This is a genomic window from Nitratidesulfovibrio sp. D1, from assembly GCF_051133415.1.
Classification (GTDB): Bacteria; Desulfobacterota; Desulfovibrionia; order Desulfovibrionales; family Desulfovibrionaceae; genus Cupidesulfovibrio.
This window is the reverse complement of the sequence record NZ_JBPGNZ010000001.1, coordinates 1-19,622: the sequence shown is the minus strand read 5'-3', so window position 1 is coordinate 19,622 and position 19,622 is coordinate 1. Positions and strand designations below refer to the sequence as shown.

The following is a 19,622-nucleotide window of genomic DNA, read 5'->3' as shown; positions in this document are numbered from 1 at the left end:
CGCATTTGCGCCAGGGGCTTCGCTGCTTCCGGAATCATGGGGCGAGGGTAGGGGCTGTCTCCAAATCAGGATTTTTGTTCGTTGGCAAGGAAAACGAGCCTGCCATGAGGGAGTGCGGCAGCCGTTAGGCGAGCTTGCGAGCCTTACGGATGGCGACCGCAACGCATGCTCTTATCGTATTTGACCGAGCCTTAGCCGTTAGGCGAGCGCATGGCGCGAGTCTTACGGATAAGGACAGCAACGCTATGACAGGCGAAGTTTGACGAAGCCAACGGGCAAAAAGACAATTTGGAGATAGCCCCTACTGTTCCAGGGCGCCTTCGCCCTCGTACATCATGCCGCCTTCCTCTTCCATTTCCAGGGTTTCCACCTTTTCCTCCAGCCATTCCAGGACGGCGCGGGCGGTGTGGTAGTTCAGCACCACCTTGGAACGGATGTGACGGGTGATGACCTTGAGGTTCTCGTCGTAGGGGGCCACCTCGTGGCCGAAGCTGCCGTCGGGCGCCACCAGGCGTTCGGAGAACGGCGGCATCTTGTCGGTTTCTATGTAGAAGCTCATCTCGATCTCGCCCTGCGGGTTGATGCCGCCCCACACGCCGTGGGCGTACTCCAGCCGCACGCCGGGATCGTGTTCGTATTCGTAGCGGATTCGGGTCGGGTATTTCGGGTCCTGACTCATGGACGCTCCTTGGGAAAGTATGGGGCTGGCCGGATCGGACGGAGTGACGCGCGTCAGCCGATCAGCGAAACCAGCGTGCCCTCGATGCGCTCGGGCACGGCCAGCGGGCTCAGGTGGCGGATATCGCCCTTGGGCGGGCTGTAGCCTGCCCGCTCCAGCCGCGCCCGCTCGGCGGCCGCATCGGCCTCCATGTCGTCAACGACGGCCTGGGTCTTGTCCAGCAGGGAAGGGGACGGCGGCGCCAGATAGGGCGGGCCGCGCCACGGCTCGGGCGGTTCGGACATGGCCCGAAGTCCCCCGATGCTCATCCGGCGTCCGCCGGGAAACTGCATGGCGAAATCCGTGGACATGCATGCCTCCGGGCTGTCCTGCTCCGGTTCCTTGGGCGCGCATTCTAGGGTAGTCGCGGGGTGAAGTAAAGGCGGCGCCATTCCGTGGGGCGGCGGCAACGGGCAGGCATCGCAGTGTTCCGCCGGGACCGGCAACGGAAAGGGCCATGACGCCGATCCGCGCCATGGCCCCGTGCATTCCGCATCCCGGTCCGGTCCGTGTTCCGTCCCGGCGGGCCGCGCTCGCGCGGCTAGTCGTGGCCCGGCTCGTACCCCGGCAGCACGATGGACGACGGCGCGCCCGCCGCGCCCGAGCCTTTGGGACAGTCCTTGAGCAAGGTGCAGATTTCGCAGCCGCCCTTGAACGGGAAATGGGTCACCACGGCGTAGCGGCGCGACAGGGTGGGGCCTTCGCCGCTGTAGGGCAGGCCCTCGGCCTCCAGCGCGGCGCGCAGCTTGTCGGTGGGCTTGGGGGCCGGGGCGCAGCCCACGTCCTCCACCTCGGGCAGCAGCATGTGCACGGCGCTCATGACCATGGTCTGGGCCAGGGAGTTGATGATGAACGCGTCGGAGGGGGAGGTCTCCCACGCGTTGTCCACGTCGTCCTCCACCTCGTTGTCCAGCCACACCGCCAAATACTGGATCTTGCCGGTGTCGATGCGCAGGGCGTGCAGCTTGTCCATCCAGGCTTCCCAGCGCTGCATCAGGCGGGTCATCACCTCGCCGCCGATGCGCGTCTCCTGGCTGGTGTTCATCAGCAGTTCCACGTCGAAGTAGGGCTGTACCTCTAGCTTTTCCACAATATGTTCCGCCATGTCCCTGTCTCCTGGGGGTGTGCTCGTGTGGGGCGTGACGCGGCGCGCCGGAGCGCCGCCGCGCGCTCGCGGGAGGCCCGAGCCGGTGCCCGCGCCTGTTTGGCGGGCGATGTCCGGCATCGTCGTGGACGAGACTTTGCGCGAAAGGCGCGGGGCGCGTCAAGACACAAGGGGAGTACAAGGGGGACAAGGGAGGGCAAAGGCATTCCGCGCGCGTCCCATGGTGTCTTCGGGGGCGCGCGGCGGCGGGCGAGTGGCGGTCGGCGGGTGGCGGCGGGGCGGCTACTGGACGAAGTAGCGTTCCATGAGAGTATGGCTGGTGGTGTCGCCGCCGATGAAGGAGGCCCCCACCCGCGTGGTGCCCTTGCCGCGCTCGTTGCGGGTGCTGCGGCAGCGCATGCGCACCGGCGGGTTGCTGTCGTCCAGGCGGAAGATCACCTCGAATTCGCCGTCGGCCAGCCGTACGTCCAGTTCGGAATTGGGGGGCATGCGAAAGCCCACGCCGTTCAGCGAGATATCGTACAGTTCCACGGGCTGGTAGCGCCCGTAGTGGCCGTCCGGCTCGGTGACGTACACCACCCCCGGCAGGCGGATGGGGTGGCGTTCGAAGGCGCGCCGGTCCGCGTCGTCCCGCGATTTTGCGTCGCGGCGCAGCAGGTAGCGCTCCAGCAGCCCTTCCACGAGGGCCGTCGTGGTGATGCCCATTTCTTCCGCGGCGACGTCGATGCGCTTCAGCAGGTCGTGGGGAACGCGAAGTTCGCGGAATCTTCTCATGGTGGATCTCCCGTGTTGTCCACAAAAGGCAGACAATGACGCTTGACGCCAAGATATGAAAAGTCCGTGCCATCCGTGAAGGCAGATCAGGTCAGTTTGACAAATTATCTCATTATAACAGAATGTTAAAATTGTTCTTCAAGGCGCGTTTCCGGCCGTGGCGGACACGGTGCCGGTCCGGCCGGACCGGTGTGCGTCCGGAGAAGGCGGACAGGGCCCCCCGAACAGGGGGCGGAAGGGGGGCTGCGGACGATGTAATGTTGTCCTGCGCAAATCTAGCCCCCTTTCCGAAAAAACAATGCTGTGGCATAGCATGCGGACAGCTACGCGTGGCGTGGTCCGCGTTGGTGGCACGGGGGGGGCCGCATCGCCACAGGGCGGTGCGGCTATTCCGGATGTTCCGGGCTCGGCCTGGCATGTCCGGGCGCGCATGACGTGCGGGCACAAGGCATGCGGCGCGGTGGCGCACGATCGGGGGCCGGCGGATGTGGCCGGCGGAAGGGGACCATGGCAGACGTTCTGGTGATCGACCCCACGCGACAGTACAGGGCACACCTTGTGCCCGCCGTCACCGCTGCCGGGCATGCATGCCGCGTGGTCTCCACCTGCGAGGAGGCGGTGGCCAGCGGACGCCGCCGCCCGTGCGACGTGGTGCTGCTGGACGTGGACACCCCCGGACCGGAGGGCCTGGCCTGCCTGCCGGAACTGGCCGCCATGCGCAGCCAGCCCGAGGTGCTGGCCCTGACGGCCGAGCGCGCCGGGTCCAGGGCGGAAGACGCCATCCGCGCCGGGGCGTGGGATGTGCTGCTGCCCCCCTTCGACGAAGCCACCGTGCGCCAGGTGCTGGAACGCTGCCTGTACCACCACGCCGCCAAGGTGGCCCTGATCGGCCAGGCCAATATCAAGCGCGGCGACATCATCGGCACCAGCCTGCAACTGGAACGCTGCCTGCATTCGCTGGGCGTGGCCGCCCGCACCGACACCAACGTGCTGATCCTGGGCGAGACGGGCACCGGCAAGGAACTGTTCGCCCGGGCCGTGCACGAGAACAGCGAGCGCGCCGGGCGCGGGTTCATCGTGGTGGACTGCACCAACCTGCCGAGCACCCTGGCCGAAAGCATCCTGTTCGGGCACGAGCGCGGTTCGTTCACCGGGGCCGACGCCGCCCGCGACGGCCTGTTCAAGCAGGCCGACGGCGGCACCATCTTTCTGGACGAAATCGGCGACCTTGACCTTTCGGTGCAGAAGTCGCTGCTGCGGGTGCTGCAGGAACGCACCTTCCGCCCGATCAGCGCCCGCAACGAGGTGCGCAGCGACTTCCGCCTGGTGGCCGCCACCAACTGCGACATCGAGGACATGGTACGGCGCGGGGCCTTCCGCAAGGACCTGTACCACCGTCTGAAAACGCGCATCATCCAACTGCCCGCCCTGCGCGAACGGCGCGACGACATCGAACCGCTGGCCCGGCACTACGTGGACCGCATCTGCCGCCAGCATCGTCTGGCCGCCAAGCAGATGTCGCCCGACTTCGTGGATGCGTTGCAGATCTACCACTGGCCGGGCAACGTGCGCGACATGATCAACGCCCTGCACTACGCGGTGCAGGCGGCCTTTGCCGAGCAGCGGCTGTACCCGCAGCACCTGCCGGTGGAGATTCGCGGGCACGTCATGCGCGCCCGGCGCGACCCGTCACCCGCACGCCAGCATGAGGAAGAGGAGCACCTTCCGGCGTCCGGGACATGGACAGGAGCCGGGGCCGGGGCCGGGGCCGGGGGCAACGGCAGCGGACCGGCGGCGGAACCCGGCTCGTACGGTCTGCCGGGAGCGCCCGCCTCGTCCGTGGCCTATGGCCCGCCCGGCCCGTCCGTGATGTCCGGCCCATCCGTAATGTCCGGCCCGTCGGGACCGCCGGGATTCCCCGTCCCGGCGGGCGCGGGCGGCGTCTCGGGGGCGTCGTCCTCCGCCCCGCGCGGGGTGCCTGCCGCCATGGCGGCCATGCCGTCCGACACCTGCCCGCCGCCCGTGGAGCGGGAAGGTTTCGGTTTCGCCAACGAGGTGTTCCCCTCGTTCCGCTCCGCGCGCGAGGTGACCATGGACCGCATGGAATCCGCCTACCTCATGGAACTCATCCGCCGCAGCCGGGGCGAAATCGCCTCGGCCATCGCCCTTTCGGGCCTTTCCCGCGCCCGGCTGTACGAGCTGTTGCAGAAGCACTCCATTTCGCTGCGCAACAGCAACTGACCCGCCATCTTTCTTTCTCCCCCCTGTTTTTCCGCCCGTGCGAAGCCGTACGCGCACGCCATGCGCGCGCCCACGGGACATGGTGACACAATCCGTGCCCCGCGCGCGACTTTTGGTTGACGGAAGGAGACAACTATCCGACATGTCCGTTATATGGCTCGAAAGGCAGGCGGCCGGTCCCGCCCCGGCCTGACGCCCTGACCTGGCGCCCGGCACGGTTCCGGCATGCAGTTGACGAGCACGTGTTCCCTAATGTTCGTGAGTGGTTGTCCGATAAGTGCAGTACACACTCACCTTGTTACCGTGCGAGGCGTGCATGAAACTGACGATTCTCCGCAAACTGCTCATCATGGTCATCTGTATCGTGCTGCTGACGGCGGCGGCCATTTTCGGCACGGCTCACCACTTCATGAAGCGCGGTTTCGCCGACGAATCGGCGCAGGCGGTGACCCGGCTGCGCGACGTGGTGGTGCGCAACATCGGCGACCGTTCCTCCAAGTTCCTGGAGGAAGTGGCCCTGGTGGCGCAGCACGCGGACTTCGTCGCCGCCGTGGCGGAGGGCAATGGCCCGCGCGCGGTGGAACTGTCCAGGCGGCTGATGCGCGACGTGGGGTCGGACTTCATGACCGTCACCGACGACAAGGGCAACGTGCTGGCGCGCGGGCACTCCGACAAGACCGGCGATTCGGTGCTGGACCAGGACACCGTGCGGCGCGCCTTGCGCGGCGAAGCCTCGGTGGGGGTCATCTCCGGCACTGTGGTGCCGTTCACCCTGCGGGCGGGGGCGCCCATCCGCCGGGACGGCAAGGTGATCGGCACGGTGGCCATCGGCACCTCGCTGGTGCGCGAGGGCTTCGTGGACGACCTGAAGTCGTTCACCGGCCTGGAGGTCACGGTGTTCAAGGGCGACACGCGCGTCATGACCACCATCGTGCGCGACGGCAAGCGGGCCGTCGGCACGCGCATGGACAACCCCAGGGTGATGGAGACGGTGTTCAACGCGGGCAAGACGTTCCTTGCGCGCAACGTGATTCTGGGCAGCGAATACGAGACGGCGTACTGGCCCATCCTGGACATGGAGGGCAAGACCATCGGCATGTGGTTCATCGGCATGCCCGTGGCCAGCATCATCGAGGTGCAGGACCGGGTGACCAATTCGTCGCTGGCGGTGATGGCGGGCGTGCTGCCGGTGATGATCGCGGTGGCCTGGCTGCTGTCGCGCGCCCTGTCGCGGCCCATCTCGCGCACCACCGCCTATGCCACGGCAGTGGCCGGGGGCGACCTGGATTCCGAACTCACCGTGCGCACCGGCGACGAGGTGGGCCAACTGGCCGACGCCCTGCGCTCCATGGTGGCCACGCTCAAGGACAAGATCGGCGAGGCCCTGGAGCAGACCCGCCTTGCGGGGGAAGAGACGGAAAAGGCCCGGCAGGCCATGGCCGAGGCGGAGGCCGCCAGCGCCCGCGCCGAACAGGCCCGGCGCGAGGGCATGCTGCACGCCGCGAGCGAACTGGAAGGCATCGTGGACATCGTGTCCGCCGCCTCGGAAGAGCTTTCGGCGCAGATCGAACAGTCCTCGCGCGGGGCGGAACTGCAAAGCCGCCGCACCGGCGAGACCGCCGTGGCCATGGAGGAAATGAACGCCACCGTGCTGGAGGTGGCCCGCAGCGCGGGCCTTGCCGCCGACACCGCCAACGACGCCAAGTCCAAGGCTGCGGCCGGGTCGGGCATCGTGGAGGACATGATCGGCGGCATCGGCGTGGTGCAGCGCCATTCCGAAACCCTGAACCGCGACATGGACGCCCTGGGCAAGAGCGCCGAGCGCATCGGGGCCATCCTGGGGGTGATTTCCGACATCGCGGACCAGACCAACCTGCTGGCGCTGAACGCGGCCATCGAGGCGGCCCGCGCCGGTGACGCCGGGCGCGGCTTTGCCGTGGTGGCCGACGAGGTGCGCAAGCTGGCCGAAAAGACCATGACCGCCACCAAGGAGGTGGGCGAGGCCATCGGCGGCATCCAGCAGGGGGCCAGGGTGAGCATCGCCCAGGTGGGCGAGACGGTGCGCGAGGTGGAAAGCGTCACCGGCAGGGCGCGCGAGGCGGGCCAGTCGCTGTCGGCCATCGTGTCCCTGGCCGATTCCGTGTCCGATCAGGTGCGCTCCATCGCCACCGCCAGCGAGCAGCAGTCCGCCGCGTCCGACGAGATCAACCGGGCCGTGGAGGAAGTGAACCGCATCTCCGCCGAAACCAGCGACGCCATGCGCCAGTCGGCCCTGGCCGTGAGCGAGCTTGCGGCGCAGGCCCAGAGGCTGAAGGCCATCATCGGGCAGATGCAGAGCGAGAACGCCTGACGCGGCGCGCCCTCCGGCGCGCACACGTGCAAATGAAGACCGGGATCGTCCCTGCGGGGGCGGTCCCGGTCATGTCTTGGCGGGGTGGCTTCAGGCTGGCGCGCGTTCTGCGCGCTTACGAGCACACGGCGTCGCCGTTCCGCAACTGGCGCAGCACTTCGGCCACCTCCGGAAGGCCCGCGTGGTTGCCGCGCAGCAGTTCAAGGCAGGCGTCCACCACGTCCGGGGCGTACAGCCTGCCGCTGCCGGAGGCAAGCTCGTCCATGGCCGCTTCCACGCAGTGGGCCGGGCGGTAGGGGCGGTGCGAGCACATGGCCTCGGCCACGTCGGCGACGCCCAGGATGCGCGCCCCCGGCAGCAGGGCGTCGCCGGACACCCCGTGCGGATAGCCGGAACCGTCCAGCCGTTCATGGTGCTGCAACACCATGCGCGCCACGGGGTGGGGAAAGGGAATGCTTTCCAGGATGTCGTGCCCGAACTGGGGGTGCTGGCGCATGAAGGCCATCTCGTGGGCGTCGAGCACGGTGGGTTTCAGCAGGTACTGTGCGGGGATGCACAGCTTGCCGATGTCGTGCAGCATGCCCGCCACCCGCACCGATTCCACCTCGTCGCCGGGCATGCCCAGCCTGCGGGCCATGGCCGTGGCCAGCACGGTGACCCGGGCCTGATGGGTGCCGGTGTAGGCGTCCTTCAGGTTGGTGACCCGCGACAGGGAATCCACCGTGGCCTCCAGCATCCCGCTGAGCCGGTCGTAGGCGGCGCTCAGTTCGCGGGTGCGTTCGGCGATGCGCGCCTCCGGACCGGCCCGGTAGGCCTCGTTCTCCGCCAGCAGGCGGGACCGCTCCAGGCAGCGCTCCACGGTGTGTTCCAGGGCGCCCATGTCTTCCACGGGCTTGGCCAGGTAGTCCCAGGCGCCCTCGCGCAGGGCGGCCACGGCATCGCGCAGCACGCCGGTGCCGGAAACCACCACCACCGGCGTGCCCCGGCCCGAGGCCGTGATGGCCCGGATCACCGAAAGTCCGTCCAGCACCGGCATGCGCAGGTCCACCAGCACCAGGTCCGGCCCGTGCTCCTCCCAGGCGTCCAGTCCGGCGCGGCCATCCCCGGCCTGGAGCACGCCGTAGCCGCTGTCCGACAGGAAATCGGCCAGCGAGCCGCGGACCTGCGGGTCGTCGTCGATGACCAGGATGCTGGGCGGGGTGGACATGGCAATTCCGAGGGGCGGCGGACCCGCACGGCGATGCGGGCTTGGCCGGTATGCCCGCCGGTGCGTCATGGTCCGGCGAGTATCGGGTATGCGAACACTAACAGGCTGCGGTACGCACCGCAAGGGGGTGGGGCGGGGCGGGGCTATTCCACGGGGCGGCGGCCCAGCACCCCGCGCAGGCCGGTGCACAGCCCGTCGTGCATGCACGGGGCAAGGTGCAGCACGGCGGGAAAGGTGGCGCCCGAGGCATGCTGGGCCTCGCAGGCCAGCGACGCGGGCTGGCCGTTGCGCAACGCCTCGGCGATGGCGGCGGCCATGCGCGGCCGCTCGTCCGGGGCCAGCAGGTCCAGCAGGCCCGCCGCCGGAGGCAGCGCGGCGGGGTCGATGCCGAACTGCGTCGCGGCTGCGCGGTTCAGCGAGCGCAGGATGCCCGCCGGGTCGGTTTCGAACACCGTGACGGACAGGGTGTCGATGAATTCGCGCTGGCGGCGGTCGTGCTCGCGCAGCAGGCGGTACAGCTCGAAGCTCTCGATGGCGTTGGCGCAGTGCTTGAGGATGAGCGACAGCAGCGAGAGCAGGATGCCGGAAAGGTTCTTTTCGGTGCGCGGCATGGCCCCGATGAACATGCCCCGCACGCGCGAGGTGGTGGCCAGCACGCTGAGCACCAGCCGGTGGCTGTTGTCCGAGGAATACACGGTGATGGGCCGGTTCTCGCGCACGGCCAGGGCGAACACCCCGGTCTCGATGAGCCGCTCCACCTCGCGTTCGATGGCCGGGCCTTCCTCGCTGGGGCGGCACAGGCCCAGCACGAAGTCCGAAGTGTGCTCGTCCACCAGGTAGAATGCGGTGACCGAGAACTGCACCAGTTCGCCGATGCGCGCCACCGCCTCGTCCAGCAGGGCCGAGGGCTCTTCCAGCCGGTTGATGCAGGTCTGGAAGTCGCCGAGGTTGAAGGCCATGTCCAGCACGTCGAGCGTGAACCGGGCCTGGTCTTCCAGATGGCGCAGCCGGGCGTGCAGGCCCGCGCTGCCGAAGGTGGGGTCGTTGCTAGTCATGCGTTTCCAGGAACCTGATGATTTCCAGCACCTGATATTCCATCTGGTTGGCCGTCTGCACCACCGCGCCGGGGGGCAGGGCCAGGGCGGCCCAGCCCTCGTCGGACAGGGGCGGCACCAGCACTTCGCCGCTGGTGCCGTGGCACAGGGCGTTGGCCAGCAGGTCGGCCACGGCCATGATGGCCGGCTCGCTGCTGCCGCTGGAGCGTTCGGGCGTATGGTGGCGCTGTACGTTGCGTTCGAGCGAGACCGGGCACTTCCATTGCCGCAGGATGGCCCCGCCCATCTCGTCGTGGGTGAAGCCGACGATGTCGCGCTCCAGCGAGCGCACCGTGGTCCCGCGCGAGCGGGCCTCGGCCAGCAGCAGCCGCCCGTGCTCGGGCAACTGCCCGTAGATGGCCAGCCGCCCCAGGTCGTGCAGCAGCCCGGCCACGAAGAACCGTTCGCCGTTGCCCATGCGGTGCAGCCCGGCCAGGATGCGCGCGGCCACGCCGCAGGCGATGGAGTGGGTCCAGAAGGCGCGCATGTCCACCAGGTCCTGCGGCACGCCCCGGAAGGCCGTGACCACGCTGACCCCCATGGCCAGCGACACCAGCTGGTTGGTGCCGATGATGGACACGGCGCGGGTGATGGTTTCGATGCGCGCCCGCAGCCCGTAGTAGGCGCTGTTGGCGATGCGCAGGAGGCGCGCGGAAAGGTCGGTGTCCTTGGAGATGATTTCGGCCGCGTCGGCGGCGGAACTGCGCGGGTCGTTGACCACCTCCACCAGGCGGTGGAACACGCTGGGCAGGGTGCCGAAGCGCATGTCCTCGCGCAGCACGGATTCCAGCGTCACCGGCCGGGGGGCGGGGTCGGGCCGCGCGGGGCAGGGGGCGTCGCCGGGGGCGGGGGGCCACGGCGCGGGCATGGCGGCAAGGCGCATGGCACAGTGGCGCAGCAGCGCGGCCACGTGCGGGTTGGCCGGGTCGTGCAGGGCGAAGTGGGCGCGGGTGCGCTCCATGGCCTCGTCGAAGCGGGCGGCCACGGTGGGCGGCATGTCGTCCCCGCCGTCGTCCTCGCCGATGACGGCGGCCTCGGTGACGCCCCATATCTTGAGGATGCGCAGACCGGCGGGCGACAGCACGTCGCCGCACTTGAACAGCAGGCGTCCGTTGCCGTCGCGGATGTCGTCGGCCACGCGCATGCCTGGCTTCAGGTCTGTGATGCTGATGCGTGTCATGAGGCTCCGTGCGGGGCTTCGTGCCTGGCCCGATGGGCTCGCCGCCAGTGTGGCGGTCCGGCTCGCCGCCCGCGCGGCGGCGGGCTGGCCGGACGTGTTCCGTCCGGTGCCGCCCGGCCCGGTGGCGGGGGGCGTCGGCGCGAAAGGGCGCCGGGGGCAACACGGACCCGAAGCATAGTACAGGAAATGACCGGGCGCATGCAACAGCATTGCCCCGCACCGCCCCCTTCGCCGCCGGTGGCCCGCCGGGGCCGCCTTGCTTCCCCTTCGGGGCGAGTTCTGATAGGTACGTGCCCGTACAGGGACGGGATGGGGGACCGGACGGGAGCCCGGCAAGGCCGCGACAGGCCCGTGCCCAGTCGCCGCCCGGCCACGCTCCGGTTCACGCCTGTCCGCCTTTGCCCGCGCGCGGTCCGCATCCGCCTCTTTTCTCCGGCCCGCCGCCGGGTCCCAACTCCCCTCGTCCCAAGGAAACCGAATGAATTTCAACATGCTGGACGCAGCCTTCCTGATCATCGTCGGGTTGTTCGTCCTGCGCGGGCTGTTTCGCGGCTTCGTGGAAGAGGTGGCGGGCCTGGTGGGCGTCATCGGCGGGTTCATCCTGGCCAACCGCCACCACGGCGACGCCGCGCCCCACGTGGCCAAGGTGGTGGGCGACCCCGGCTGGGTCAACGTCATCGCCTACGTGGGCGTGTTCCTGGGTGTGCTGCTGGTGGTGGCCATCGTGGCGCGCATCATCCGCAAGCTGCTGGTCATCACCTTTGCGGGGTGGCTGGACCACATGGCGGGCGGGGTCATGGGCGCGGCCAAGGGGCTGCTGATCTGCTCCATCCTGCTGGCCGTGCTGCTGCACTTTCTGCCCGACGCCGCCTTCGTGCGCGATTCGCGCGTGATACCGTACCTTTCAATGATCACCGGCTACGTGAAGACGTTTTTGCCGCAACAACTGTTCTGACGGACGGCGCGCGCCGGTCCAGATTTCAGGCGGACGGCGCAGGCCGGTCCGGCTCCCCAACCCCACCCCCAACGCCCGGCCGCGCCGGGCATCCGACGGATTGCAGACCATGAGCACCGAACCCGCGTCCCCGACCTCTCCCCAGGGCCTTCAGGCCGTCATCGACGTCATCGACCGCCTGCTGGCCCCCGAAGGCTGCCCGTGGGACCGTGAACAGACCCCGGAATCGCTGGCCGACTACGTCATCGAGGAATGCTTCGAACTGGTGGAGGCCATCCGTTCGGGCAAGGTGCACGACGTGCGCGAGGAACTGGGCGACGTGATGTTCCTGCTGGCGTTCATCGGCAGGCTGTACGCCGACAAGGGCCAGTTCACCCTGGACGAGGCCATGGAAGGCAACGCCGCCAAGATGATCCGCCGCCATCCGCACGTGTTCGCCGAAGGCGAATGCGCCAGCCGCGAGGAATTGCTGCGCAACTGGGAGCGCATCAAGCGCGAGGAGAAGGCCGCGGCCATGGCCGACGCGGCCGATGGCGATGGTGACGGCGACGGGAAGGCTGTATCCGCCGAAGAGACCCCCAAGGGCGTGTTCGACAGCCTGCCCAAGGGGTTGCCCCCGCTGGTCAAGGCGTATCGCCTGCACTCCAAGGCCGCCCGCGTGGACTTCACCTGGGAGAGCGACGAGGACGTGGAGCAGCAGGTGGAGGCCGAATGGCTGGAATGGCTGGACGCCTCGGCCAGCGGCGACAAGGAGCGCCAGGAGCAGGAACTGGGCGACTTCCTGTTCACCATCGTGGAACTGGGCCGCCGCAAGGGCATCAAGGCCAACGCCGCGCTGGACTACGCCACCCTGAAGTTCCTGCGCCGCTTCGAGGGCATGGAAGCCTTGGCCCGCGAGCGCGGGCTGGACTTCCCCAACCTTTCCTTCGAGGAAAAGGACGCGCTGTGGAACGAGGTGAAGGCCGCCGAAAAGGTCTGACGCCCGGCCCGTCTGGCCCGTCCGGCTCGTCTGGAGTGTCCGGCCCGCTGGCCCCGCGCATCGCCGATGCGGTGCGGCGGTGGCTGGCCACCGGGGTGCGCTTTGGTCCCGAGACCTGCGCATTTCTGGAAGCCCAACTGGACCTGCCCGGCCTTGCCGCCCTGCCGGGGGCGGAGGCCGCCGCGCGGCTGGCCCCGCTGCTGGGGGCCGCACCGGAAGGCCGGGGTGCGGGCACGGCCGGGCACGGCAAGGATGGAACCACCGACCAGCCCGCTGCCGACGCCGAAACCGCCCTCGAATACCTGTTCTATCCCGACACGGCGTTGCGCCTGACCGTGGAACGGTTGCTGGTCCATGCCGATTGGACCGCGTCCGAATCCGCCCCCGATTCTGTCCCTGACCCCGACCCCGCCATCGCGTCTTCCCTCTCCGCAGCGGTGTTGCGGTTGCTGCCGCCGGACAGCCCGGCCGTGCTGCACCTGTCCGAGACCGGTAACGAACCGCAACACGCCCCGCACGCGGCGCGCCTCGTGCTGCCCGTGCCCGGCTGGGCCATGGCCCAACTGGTGCGCCGTTTGCGGCTGGACCGGGCCATTCCCGCCGGTATCGCCGAAGCCGTGTCGCACGCCCTGCCGGAACCGCAAGCCCTCGCGGTGCGTCTGGCCCTGCGCGACGCCCGGTTCGAGCTTGCCGAAACCCCGGCCGTTTCCGCCGCCGGATACTCTGCGGGAACCGCCCGCGAATCCCGCCCCGATCTGGTGCTGCGGTTCATCCAGCGCATGCCCCCGTCCGACCCCGGCTACGTCGAGGCGTTGGCCCTGTGGCTGGACCTGCTGCACGACCTGCCGCCCGGCGCAAGCGCGCACGCGGCCCTTTCCGCCCGGCGCGAACGCCTGTCCCGAGCGGCGCGCGAGGCCGACGAGTTCACGGAACGGCTGGGCCGCCTGAACATGGAAATCCTGATGTTGCAGGGGGTGCACGCCCCGGCCCTGGACGCCGCCGAGGCGCGCCGCCGGGTGCGCCTGATGGACCGGATGTGCCTGGCCGTGCTGGGCCGCCCCGCCGCGCCGGACCCGGCGGAAGAGGGCATGGCCCCCGATGCGCCGTCCGGACACGATCTGGGTGCGTTCGACCCGGCCACGGGGCTGGACGACCTGATGCGCCTGCTCTCCTAGGTGGTGTCGTCACGAGCGTCCTTTTGTCCTCTGCCTAGCCGACCCGAAGGGCGCGAAGCGTGCCCGTTAGGCGAGCCTGCGAGCCTTACGGGCATCGAGCGCAGGGCGGTCAGAACAGTTTTTTATTCCGGTCGAGTACGAGAAGAGTACACTCCCTCCATAAAAAACTGTTCTTCCTTGGCAGAGAACAAAATTCCTGCTCGTGTGACACCACCTGGGCATCCGCGCCCGCCGCGGTCTTGCCGTCTCCCCGCAAAAGGTCGGGTGCGCCGCCACGGAAACGTTCCGCCACGGCGCACCCCGGTGCCCATTGACGCCCGCGCGTCAGACGGTGACGTCCACGTGCTCTCCAAGGCCGCGCACGGCCACGGAGGACTCGGTCTGCGTCTGTCCGGCGTCCCGGCGTTCCTGCCGGGGAAGGGCCTCTGCCTGCGCGGCCGCGAGTTGTTGCCCATCCTGTTGCATCAGGCGGGTCTGCTCCAGCACGTTCAGGATGCCCTCCGCGCCACCGGTGAACTGGTCTATCCGCATGGCGCACCTCCTTTCCGGGGGATGCGACACCCCGTATCCGTCCTATCGGCAGGCCCCGCGCTTTCCACAGGGGGGCGCACGAAAACGGATGCATTCCGCACCTGTCTTGCGTATCATCGGGCATGGCGCGATCCGGTTCGAGCGGAGTACGCGCCGCAACCGCCCGCCGTGCGGGCAGGCCGGGCAGGGCCGCAGGCAGGCCCTGCCCGCAGGGGAGGCTGCCATGATCATGCCGCAGAACGAGGCCAAGTTCCGCTACTGTCCCTTCCTGAAGACCAGCGACGACAAGATGCGTTTCTGCGTCGGCGCCCAGTGCATGATGTGGCGCTACAAGCATCCCCAGCGCAACGCCGAGGGCGACGAAGGGTATTGCGGGCTGGCCGGCAAGCCCGCTGGAGCCATGTAGGACCCCGGTCCGGGCCATCCGGAGGGCAGGCCACGGCCGTGCGCGCCTCTCCATCTTCCTGTCCACACCCACAGCAGCATCACCCACCAACGGGCACGCATCCATGAACACCACCCCGGGCAAGGGCAGCCGAGTCATCGCCTCGCGCAACCTGTTCTCGTACTTCCTCTTCCTGCTGCTGGTGCTGGCCTTGTGGCTGGCCTATCAACTGGTGGAATCCTTCCTGCACACCCTCATCCTGGGGGCGGTGTTCTCGGCCATCTGCTACCCGCTGTACCTGCGCTGCAAGCCGCTGGTGCGCGGCAGCTCCATCTTTTCGGCGCTGCTGGTGCTGACGGGACTGGTGGTGTGCATCGTCATTCCGGTGTGCGTGTTCGTGGCCCTGCTGATTCCCCAGGGCATGCAGACGGTGACGGCCATCAACAAGTGGCTGAGCGGCGGCGGCCCGGCGGCGTTGCTGTCGGAATCAAACCTGGAACCGTGGCTGGCGTGGGTGCGGGTGAACCTGCCGTTCATCGACCTGAGCCACATCGACTTCCAGACCAGCCTGTTGCAGCTTTCACGCACGGCGGGGCAGACGCTGATCCAGTGGGGCTCGTACGTGCTGGGCAACACCATGCTGTTTTTCCTGCACTTCCTGCTGCTGCTTCTGGTGATGTTCTTCATGCTCAAGGACGGCAGGCGCATGGTGGAAGGGGTCAAGTACCTGTGCCCCCTGCGCGAGGAGCAGGAGGACATGATCATCCAGAGCCTGCGCCGCGTGGCCCGCGCCGTGCTGGTGGGCGGGCTGCTGGTGGCCGTGGTGCAGGGCGTGCTGGGCGGCGTCGGCATGGCCATCGTGGGCATGCCCGGCCTGTTCTGGGGCACGGTGATGGGCTTCGCCTCGCTGGTGCCGGTGATAGGCACGGGCCTGGTGTGGGGGCCTGCCTCCATCTATCTGCTGCTGATGGGCCAGTGGAAGGGCGCGGTGTTCCTGGCGCTGTGGTGCTCGCTGGTGGTGGCCGGGGCAGACTCCATCCTGCGGCCGTACTTCATGCGCGGCAGTTCCGGCACCTCGGTGTTCTACATCTTCCTGTCCATCCTGGGCGGGCTGAAGACCTTCGGCATGGCGGGCATCATCTACGGACCGCTCATCCTCAGCTTCACCATGGTCATGCTGACCCTGTACGGCGAGGAATACCGCGACATCCTGGCCCCGCGCACGGCGGACCCGGCCAACTGCCCGCCGTGCCCGCCCCGTGCGGAGGCGGCTGCGGAAAACGCCGCCAGGGACGCCGCAAAGGCCCCGCCGGGCACGGGGGGCGGCGTCTAGCGCCCTCCCACGGAGCACCTCCGGCGGGAAACGCACGGATTGCGCACGCGCGTGGTCTCCTTGCCATTTTTCCGGGTTACCGGTAGGCCGTGAACTGGGCACGGCACCGCCGGTCTTCTTCCGGCCATGTATCGCAAACCGTCGATGTGGCGGGCTCCTGCCCGCAGGGGGAGACGTGTTGCGCGAACCTTCCGGTGCAGAAATTATCTCCGGCGCCTCCGAACCGCCTGCCGAACCGGAGCGTTCCGGCATGGCTGATATGTCCGGCATGTCCGGCATGTCCGGCATATCCGGGGCGCCGACGCACGCCCCTTGCGTTTCCGGCGATTCCCCGTTCGCCGGGCTGCCCGACCTTGCCGCCATGCTGGGCACATCCCCCACCCGCGCATTGCCGGAAGAACCGGCCACGCCCCCGGCGTCCGGCATGCCCGGCATACCGGGCGGGAACGCCGAATGCGCCGCCCCGCACGCTTCCCCGGTCCCCCGTCCTTCGCCCCATGGCGACCTTGCCGCGCAGTTCGGCACGGCGGGCATCGGCGTATGCGTGTTCGACCCGGCGGGCCAACTGCTGTACATGAACGGCCGCATGGCCGACCTGCTGGGCTGCGGGCCGGAGGACATCCCCTCGCTGTTCTGCGCCCGCATGGTGGGGCTGGAGGGCACGGCCGACGTGCTGGCGCTGTTCCTGCGCGTGGCCTCCGGCCAGGACGAGGGCGGCAGCGTGCGCAAGCGCTTCCTGCGCGGCGACGGCGGCACCATGCTGGCCTCGGTCACCCTGTACGCGGTGCATGACGCCCTGGGCTTGCCGCTGCACGTGGTGCATCTGGTCCGCCCGCTGGACCGTACGGATAGAGGCAGCGACCGGCCGGACATCCAGGCCCGGCGCCGCTTCGACGACGTGCCCTTCCCCGTGGGCTGGTCCGCCACCGATGGCGCCCACGCCCCCGGCACGGCGCGGCCCGACCGCTACCGCGCCGCACTGCACCTCATCGCCCACGCCACCCTGCACGAGCCCGAGCCCGACGGACTGGCCCTGGCCTTCGCGCGCATCTTCCGTTCGCTGCTGCCGGGCGAGCCGCCGCAACTGGTGGTCTACCCCGGCGACGGCAGCCGCACCGTGTACGCTTCCGCCGACGCGGCCGGGCGCAGGGACGCCGCACCCCCGTGCGACCTTGCGGCGCGGGTGTACCTGCGCGGCGAGACCGTGCGCGTGGACGCCGACGAACTGCGCGAACTGGCCGAACTGGGCGAATGCCTGCTGCCCGACCCCGTGCCCGCCCACTGGCTGGGCGTGCCGCTGCGCACCCGCACCGGCGAGGTGCTGGGGGCCATCGTGTGCCGGGTGGAAGGCGAAGGGGATGCCGACCGTGTTGACCGGGCCGAGGCGCAGGCCCTGCCGCGCCCCGCGCCCGCGCGGCCCCGGCCTGATTTTTCGGCAGAGGACCGCCGCCTGCTGGAACTGGTGTCCGGCCACGTGGCCGACGCCCTGGCCGCCCGGCGCGACCTGGGCCGCAGGGCCCTGGACGAGGTGCGCTTTCGCGCCTCGTTCATGGACGCGGTGGCGGGCATGGCCCTGCTAGACGCCGGGGGCAGGCTGCTGGCGGTGAACCGGGCCTTCGAGGCCGCCTTCGGCTATCCCGACGGCGTGCTGGCCGGTACGGAACTGCGCGACCTGCTGCCCCCCGACGTGGCCGGGCAGGCCCTGCGCGAGTTCGGCGGGCTGTGGCTTTCGGTGTCGGCCATCCGCGCGGCGGCGGGCATGGGCGAGGCCACCGGCGCCATGGTGGAGACCTCGTGGCCTTTCCTGCGGGCCGACGGCGAAAAGCGCTGGATGCAGCAGAGCCTGCGCATCCTGACCGGTGAGGCGGGCCACCCCCCGTGCGCGCTGTTGCAGGTCACCCCGCTGGAGGGCGGCAACGGCCGCGCCGGGCGCGACCCGGCCGCCCGCGACGAAGAGCGCATGACCCAGACCGCCTTCCACGACGTGCTCACCGGCCTGCCCAACCGGGTGCTGCTGCTGGACCGCGTGGAAAGCGCCCTCAAGCGCGCCCGGCGGCACGACCATTACCGTTTCGCCGTGCTGTTCCTGGACATCGACCGGTTCAAGGTGGTCAACGAAAGCCTGGGCCACCGCGCGGGCGACGAACTGTTGCGTCTGTTTTCCGACCGGGTGCTGCCCTGCCTGCGCGAGGTGGACACCCTGGCCCGCTGCGGCGGCGACGAGTTCGCCGTGCTGCTGGACGACGTGGAGGACATGGCCGAGGTGGGCACCATCGTCGAGCGCATCCAGGACGCGCTGCGCACCCCCTTCCCGGTGCACGACACCGAGGTGTACATGGCCGCCAGCATCGGCGTGGTGGTGCGTGCCCGGCAGTACACCTCGGCCGAGGACATCCTGCGCGACGCCGACCTCGCCATGTTCCGCGCCAAGGAATCGGGCAAGGGCCGCTACGAACTGTTCGACGAGGACGTGGTCCCCGCCGCCCCGGACAAGTTGCGCCGCGAGAACGAACTGCGCCGGGCCATGGAGCGGGGCGAGATAGAACTGTACTTCCAGCCGGTGGTCTCGCTGCGTACCGCGCGCATCACCGGACTGGAGGCGCTGGTGCGCTGGAACCACCCGGAACTGGGCCTGCTGGCGCCGTCGGACTTCATCCCCCTGGCCGAGGAGTCCGGGCTGATCTACCACCTGGACCGGCACGTGCTGGAACTGGGCTGCGCATCCGTGCGCGCCCTGCGCGAACGGGCCGGACCGGCGGCGGAATTCGCCCTGAACCTGAACATCTCGGCGCGCAGCTTCCGCCGCTGGAACATGGTGGAAAGCTATTCCGCCGTCATCCTGGAATCGGGCTGCAACCCGCTGGACGTGCGGCTGGAGATCACCGAAAGCCTGCTGCTGACCGGCGTGGATTCCGTCACCGACAAGCTGTGGAAGTTCAAGGAACTGGGCGTCTCGCTGGTGCTCGACGACTTCGGCACCGGCTACTCCTCGCTGAACTACCTGCGCCAGTTCCCCATGGACATGATCAAGATCGACAAGTCGTTCACCAGCCGCGTGCACGAGGAAAAGGCCGCCTACGGCATCGTGCAGTCCATCGTCAGCCTGGGCCGGGGCCTCGGCCTGGGGGTGGTGGCCGAAGGCATCGAACGGCCCGAACAGGCCGAAGTGCTGCTGGAACTGGGCTGCCTGTACGCCCAGGGCTTCCTGTACTCCCGCCCGCTGCCCTTCGACCGCATCGTCAAGGTGCTGGAACGCCGCTCCCCCCTGCCGCTGTCGGCGGGGTAGCAGGTGCAGGAATAGAGAAAGGCAAACGGGGGAAGGGACCCTTTAAAAAGGGTCTCCTTCCCCCGTACCCCCATCCCCCCAAACTTTTCAATTGGGGGTCCGGAAATATCTGCCCTTCTTGTCTAAAGGAAAGGGCGCGGAATGATCCGCGCCCATTTCGTTTTTTACGTCGTCCACGATGGAAAAGTTTTGGGGGGAGAGGGTGGGGGGCCGGGGGGAGGGGGGGGGGCCCCGTTTGAAAAAGGGGCCAAGCCCCCCCCCCCGGTTAATTTCAAAATATTTGGGAAACTCACGGGGCGCGCGGGGGCG

The 19,622-nt window shown here is 69.1% G+C and carries 16 protein-coding genes; 8 read left to right on the top strand and 8 right to left on the bottom strand.

Annotation, left to right across the window (positions count from 1 at the left end; all coding sequences use genetic code 11):
* Window positions 1-301: 301 nt before the first annotated feature.
* The 4 genes from ACR4XJ_RS00080 to ACR4XJ_RS00065 all read right to left on the bottom strand — a co-directional run bounded on the left by ACR4XJ_RS00080 (window position 302) and on the right by ACR4XJ_RS00065 (window position 2,597).
* The gene (locus tag ACR4XJ_RS00080; RefSeq protein ID WP_434753295.1) at window positions 302-679 is read right to left on the bottom strand and encodes a hypothetical protein; all 378 of its coding nucleotides are present in this window, start codon (window positions 677-679) and stop codon (window positions 302-304) included.
* Window positions 680-732: 53 nt separating this feature from the next.
* Entirely contained in the window at window positions 733-1,029 is a 297-nt protein-coding gene (locus tag ACR4XJ_RS00075) for a hypothetical protein (RefSeq protein WP_434753294.1), read from the bottom strand.
* 230 nt (window positions 1,030-1,259) lie between these two features.
* Window positions 1,260-1,823, bottom strand: coding sequence for a hypothetical protein (locus ACR4XJ_RS00070; protein WP_434753293.1), 564 nt, complete (start codon window positions 1,821-1,823; stop codon window positions 1,260-1,262).
* Window positions 1,824-2,105: 282 nt separating this feature from the next.
* A complete protein-coding gene (locus tag ACR4XJ_RS00065) occupies window positions 2,106-2,597 on the bottom strand; it encodes a PilZ domain-containing protein (protein ID WP_434753292.1) in 492 nt (163 codons plus the stop codon).
* Between the two features lie 507 nt (window positions 2,598-3,104).
* On the opposite strand from ACR4XJ_RS00065, the gene ACR4XJ_RS00060 reads away from it, so the two are divergent.
* The gene (locus ACR4XJ_RS00060; RefSeq protein WP_434753291.1) at window positions 3,105-4,838 is read left to right on the top strand and encodes a sigma 54-interacting transcriptional regulator; all 1,734 of its coding nucleotides are present in this window, start codon (window positions 3,105-3,107) and stop codon (window positions 4,836-4,838) included.
* 316 nt (window positions 4,839-5,154) lie between these two features.
* A complete protein-coding gene (locus ACR4XJ_RS00055) occupies window positions 5,155-7,188 on the top strand; it encodes a methyl-accepting chemotaxis protein (protein WP_434753290.1) in 2,034 nt (677 codons plus the stop codon).
* Window positions 7,189-7,303: 115 nt separating this feature from the next.
* Here ACR4XJ_RS00055 and ACR4XJ_RS00050 read toward each other — a convergent pair whose 3' ends face one another.
* The 3 genes from ACR4XJ_RS00050 to ACR4XJ_RS00040 form a co-directional block, all read right to left on the bottom strand.
* Window positions 7,304-8,395: an HD domain-containing phosphohydrolase gene (locus ACR4XJ_RS00050; protein ID WP_434753289.1), complete on the bottom strand. Its 1,092-nt coding sequence runs from the start codon at window positions 8,393-8,395 to the stop codon at window positions 7,304-7,306.
* Between the two features lie 143 nt (window positions 8,396-8,538).
* Window positions 8,539-9,450: a histidine kinase gene (locus tag ACR4XJ_RS00045; RefSeq protein WP_434753288.1), complete on the bottom strand. Its 912-nt coding sequence runs from the start codon at window positions 9,448-9,450 to the stop codon at window positions 8,539-8,541.
* Entirely contained in the window at window positions 9,443-10,669 is a 1,227-nt protein-coding gene (locus ACR4XJ_RS00040) for an HDOD domain-containing protein (RefSeq protein ID WP_434753287.1), read from the bottom strand. Before ACR4XJ_RS00040 ends, ACR4XJ_RS00045 begins: the two co-directional genes overlap by 8 nt.
* Window positions 10,670-11,147: 478 nt before the next feature.
* On the opposite strand from ACR4XJ_RS00040, the gene ACR4XJ_RS00035 reads away from it, so the two are divergent.
* The 3 genes from ACR4XJ_RS00035 to ACR4XJ_RS00025 all read left to right on the top strand — a co-directional run bounded on the left by ACR4XJ_RS00035 (window position 11,148) and on the right by ACR4XJ_RS00025 (window position 13,778).
* Window positions 11,148-11,624 carry a CvpA family protein gene (locus ACR4XJ_RS00035; RefSeq protein ID WP_190244515.1) on the top strand — a complete coding sequence of 159 codons (477 nt, stop codon included), beginning with the start codon at window positions 11,148-11,150 and terminating at the stop codon, window positions 11,622-11,624.
* A gap of 109 nt (window positions 11,625-11,733) precedes the next feature.
* On the top strand, window positions 11,734-12,603 hold the full coding sequence (gene mazG / locus ACR4XJ_RS00030) for a nucleoside triphosphate pyrophosphohydrolase (protein WP_434753286.1): 870 nt from the start codon (window positions 11,734-11,736) through the stop codon (window positions 12,601-12,603).
* Entirely contained in the window at window positions 12,570-13,778 is a 1,209-nt protein-coding gene (locus tag ACR4XJ_RS00025; RefSeq protein WP_434753285.1) for a hypothetical protein, read from the top strand. The genes mazG and ACR4XJ_RS00025 overlap by 34 nt, the downstream gene beginning before the upstream one ends.
* Before the next feature lie 324 nt (window positions 13,779-14,102).
* Here the strand turns inward: ACR4XJ_RS00025 and ACR4XJ_RS00020 are convergent, their stop codons facing one another.
* Window positions 14,103-14,309: a hypothetical protein gene (locus tag ACR4XJ_RS00020; RefSeq protein WP_434753284.1), complete on the bottom strand. Its 207-nt coding sequence runs from the start codon at window positions 14,307-14,309 to the stop codon at window positions 14,103-14,105.
* 223 nt (window positions 14,310-14,532) lie between these two features.
* Here ACR4XJ_RS00020 and ACR4XJ_RS00015 point away from each other — a divergent pair, with 223 nt between their 5' ends.
* The 3 genes from ACR4XJ_RS00015 (at window position 14,533) to ACR4XJ_RS00005 (ending at window position 19,313) form a co-directional block, all read left to right on the top strand.
* Window positions 14,533-14,715 carry a hypothetical protein gene (locus tag ACR4XJ_RS00015; protein ID WP_333506320.1) on the top strand — a complete coding sequence of 61 codons (183 nt, stop codon included), beginning with the start codon at window positions 14,533-14,535 and terminating at the stop codon, window positions 14,713-14,715.
* 103 nt (window positions 14,716-14,818) lie between these two features.
* The gene (locus tag ACR4XJ_RS00010) at window positions 14,819-16,027 is read left to right on the top strand and encodes an AI-2E family transporter (protein ID WP_434753283.1); all 1,209 of its coding nucleotides are present in this window, start codon (window positions 14,819-14,821) and stop codon (window positions 16,025-16,027) included.
* A gap of 250 nt (window positions 16,028-16,277) precedes the next feature.
* Window positions 16,278-19,313: an EAL domain-containing protein gene (locus ACR4XJ_RS00005; protein WP_434753282.1), complete on the top strand. Its 3,036-nt coding sequence runs from the start codon at window positions 16,278-16,280 to the stop codon at window positions 19,311-19,313.
* The last annotated feature ends 309 nt before the right edge of the window (window positions 19,314-19,622 follow it).

Coding starts and splice junctions, on each gene's coding strand:
- mazG (WP_434753286.1), top strand. CDS start 11,734: ATGAGCACCGAACCCGCGTCCCCGACCTCTCCCCAGGGCCTTCAGGCC.
- ACR4XJ_RS00080 (WP_434753295.1), bottom strand. CDS start 679: ATGAGTCAGGACCCGAAATACCCGACCCGAATCCGCTACGAATACGAA.
- ACR4XJ_RS00070 (WP_434753293.1), bottom strand. CDS start 1,823: ATGGCGGAACATATTGTGGAAAAGCTAGAGGTACAGCCCTACTTCGAC.
- ACR4XJ_RS00015 (WP_333506320.1), top strand. CDS start 14,533: ATGATCATGCCGCAGAACGAGGCCAAGTTCCGCTACTGTCCCTTCCTG.
- ACR4XJ_RS00075 (WP_434753294.1), bottom strand. CDS start 1,029: ATGTCCACGGATTTCGCCATGCAGTTTCCCGGCGGACGCCGGATGAGC.
- ACR4XJ_RS00010 (WP_434753283.1), top strand. CDS start 14,819: ATGAACACCACCCCGGGCAAGGGCAGCCGAGTCATCGCCTCGCGCAAC.
- ACR4XJ_RS00045 (WP_434753288.1), bottom strand. CDS start 9,450: ATGACTAGCAACGACCCCACCTTCGGCAGCGCGGGCCTGCACGCCCGG.
- ACR4XJ_RS00020 (WP_434753284.1), bottom strand. CDS start 14,309: ATGCGGATAGACCAGTTCACCGGTGGCGCGGAGGGCATCCTGAACGTG.
- ACR4XJ_RS00055 (WP_434753290.1), top strand. CDS start 5,155: ATGAAACTGACGATTCTCCGCAAACTGCTCATCATGGTCATCTGTATC.
- ACR4XJ_RS00050 (WP_434753289.1), bottom strand. CDS start 8,395: ATGTCCACCCCGCCCAGCATCCTGGTCATCGACGACGACCCGCAGGTC.
- ACR4XJ_RS00065 (WP_434753292.1), bottom strand. CDS start 2,597: ATGAGAAGATTCCGCGAACTTCGCGTTCCCCACGACCTGCTGAAGCGC.
- ACR4XJ_RS00040 (WP_434753287.1), bottom strand. CDS start 10,669: ATGACACGCATCAGCATCACAGACCTGAAGCCAGGCATGCGCGTGGCC.
- ACR4XJ_RS00005 (WP_434753282.1), top strand. CDS start 16,278: ATGGCTGATATGTCCGGCATGTCCGGCATGTCCGGCATATCCGGGGCG.
- ACR4XJ_RS00060 (WP_434753291.1), top strand. CDS start 3,105: ATGGCAGACGTTCTGGTGATCGACCCCACGCGACAGTACAGGGCACAC.
- ACR4XJ_RS00035 (WP_190244515.1), top strand. CDS start 11,148: ATGAATTTCAACATGCTGGACGCAGCCTTCCTGATCATCGTCGGGTTG.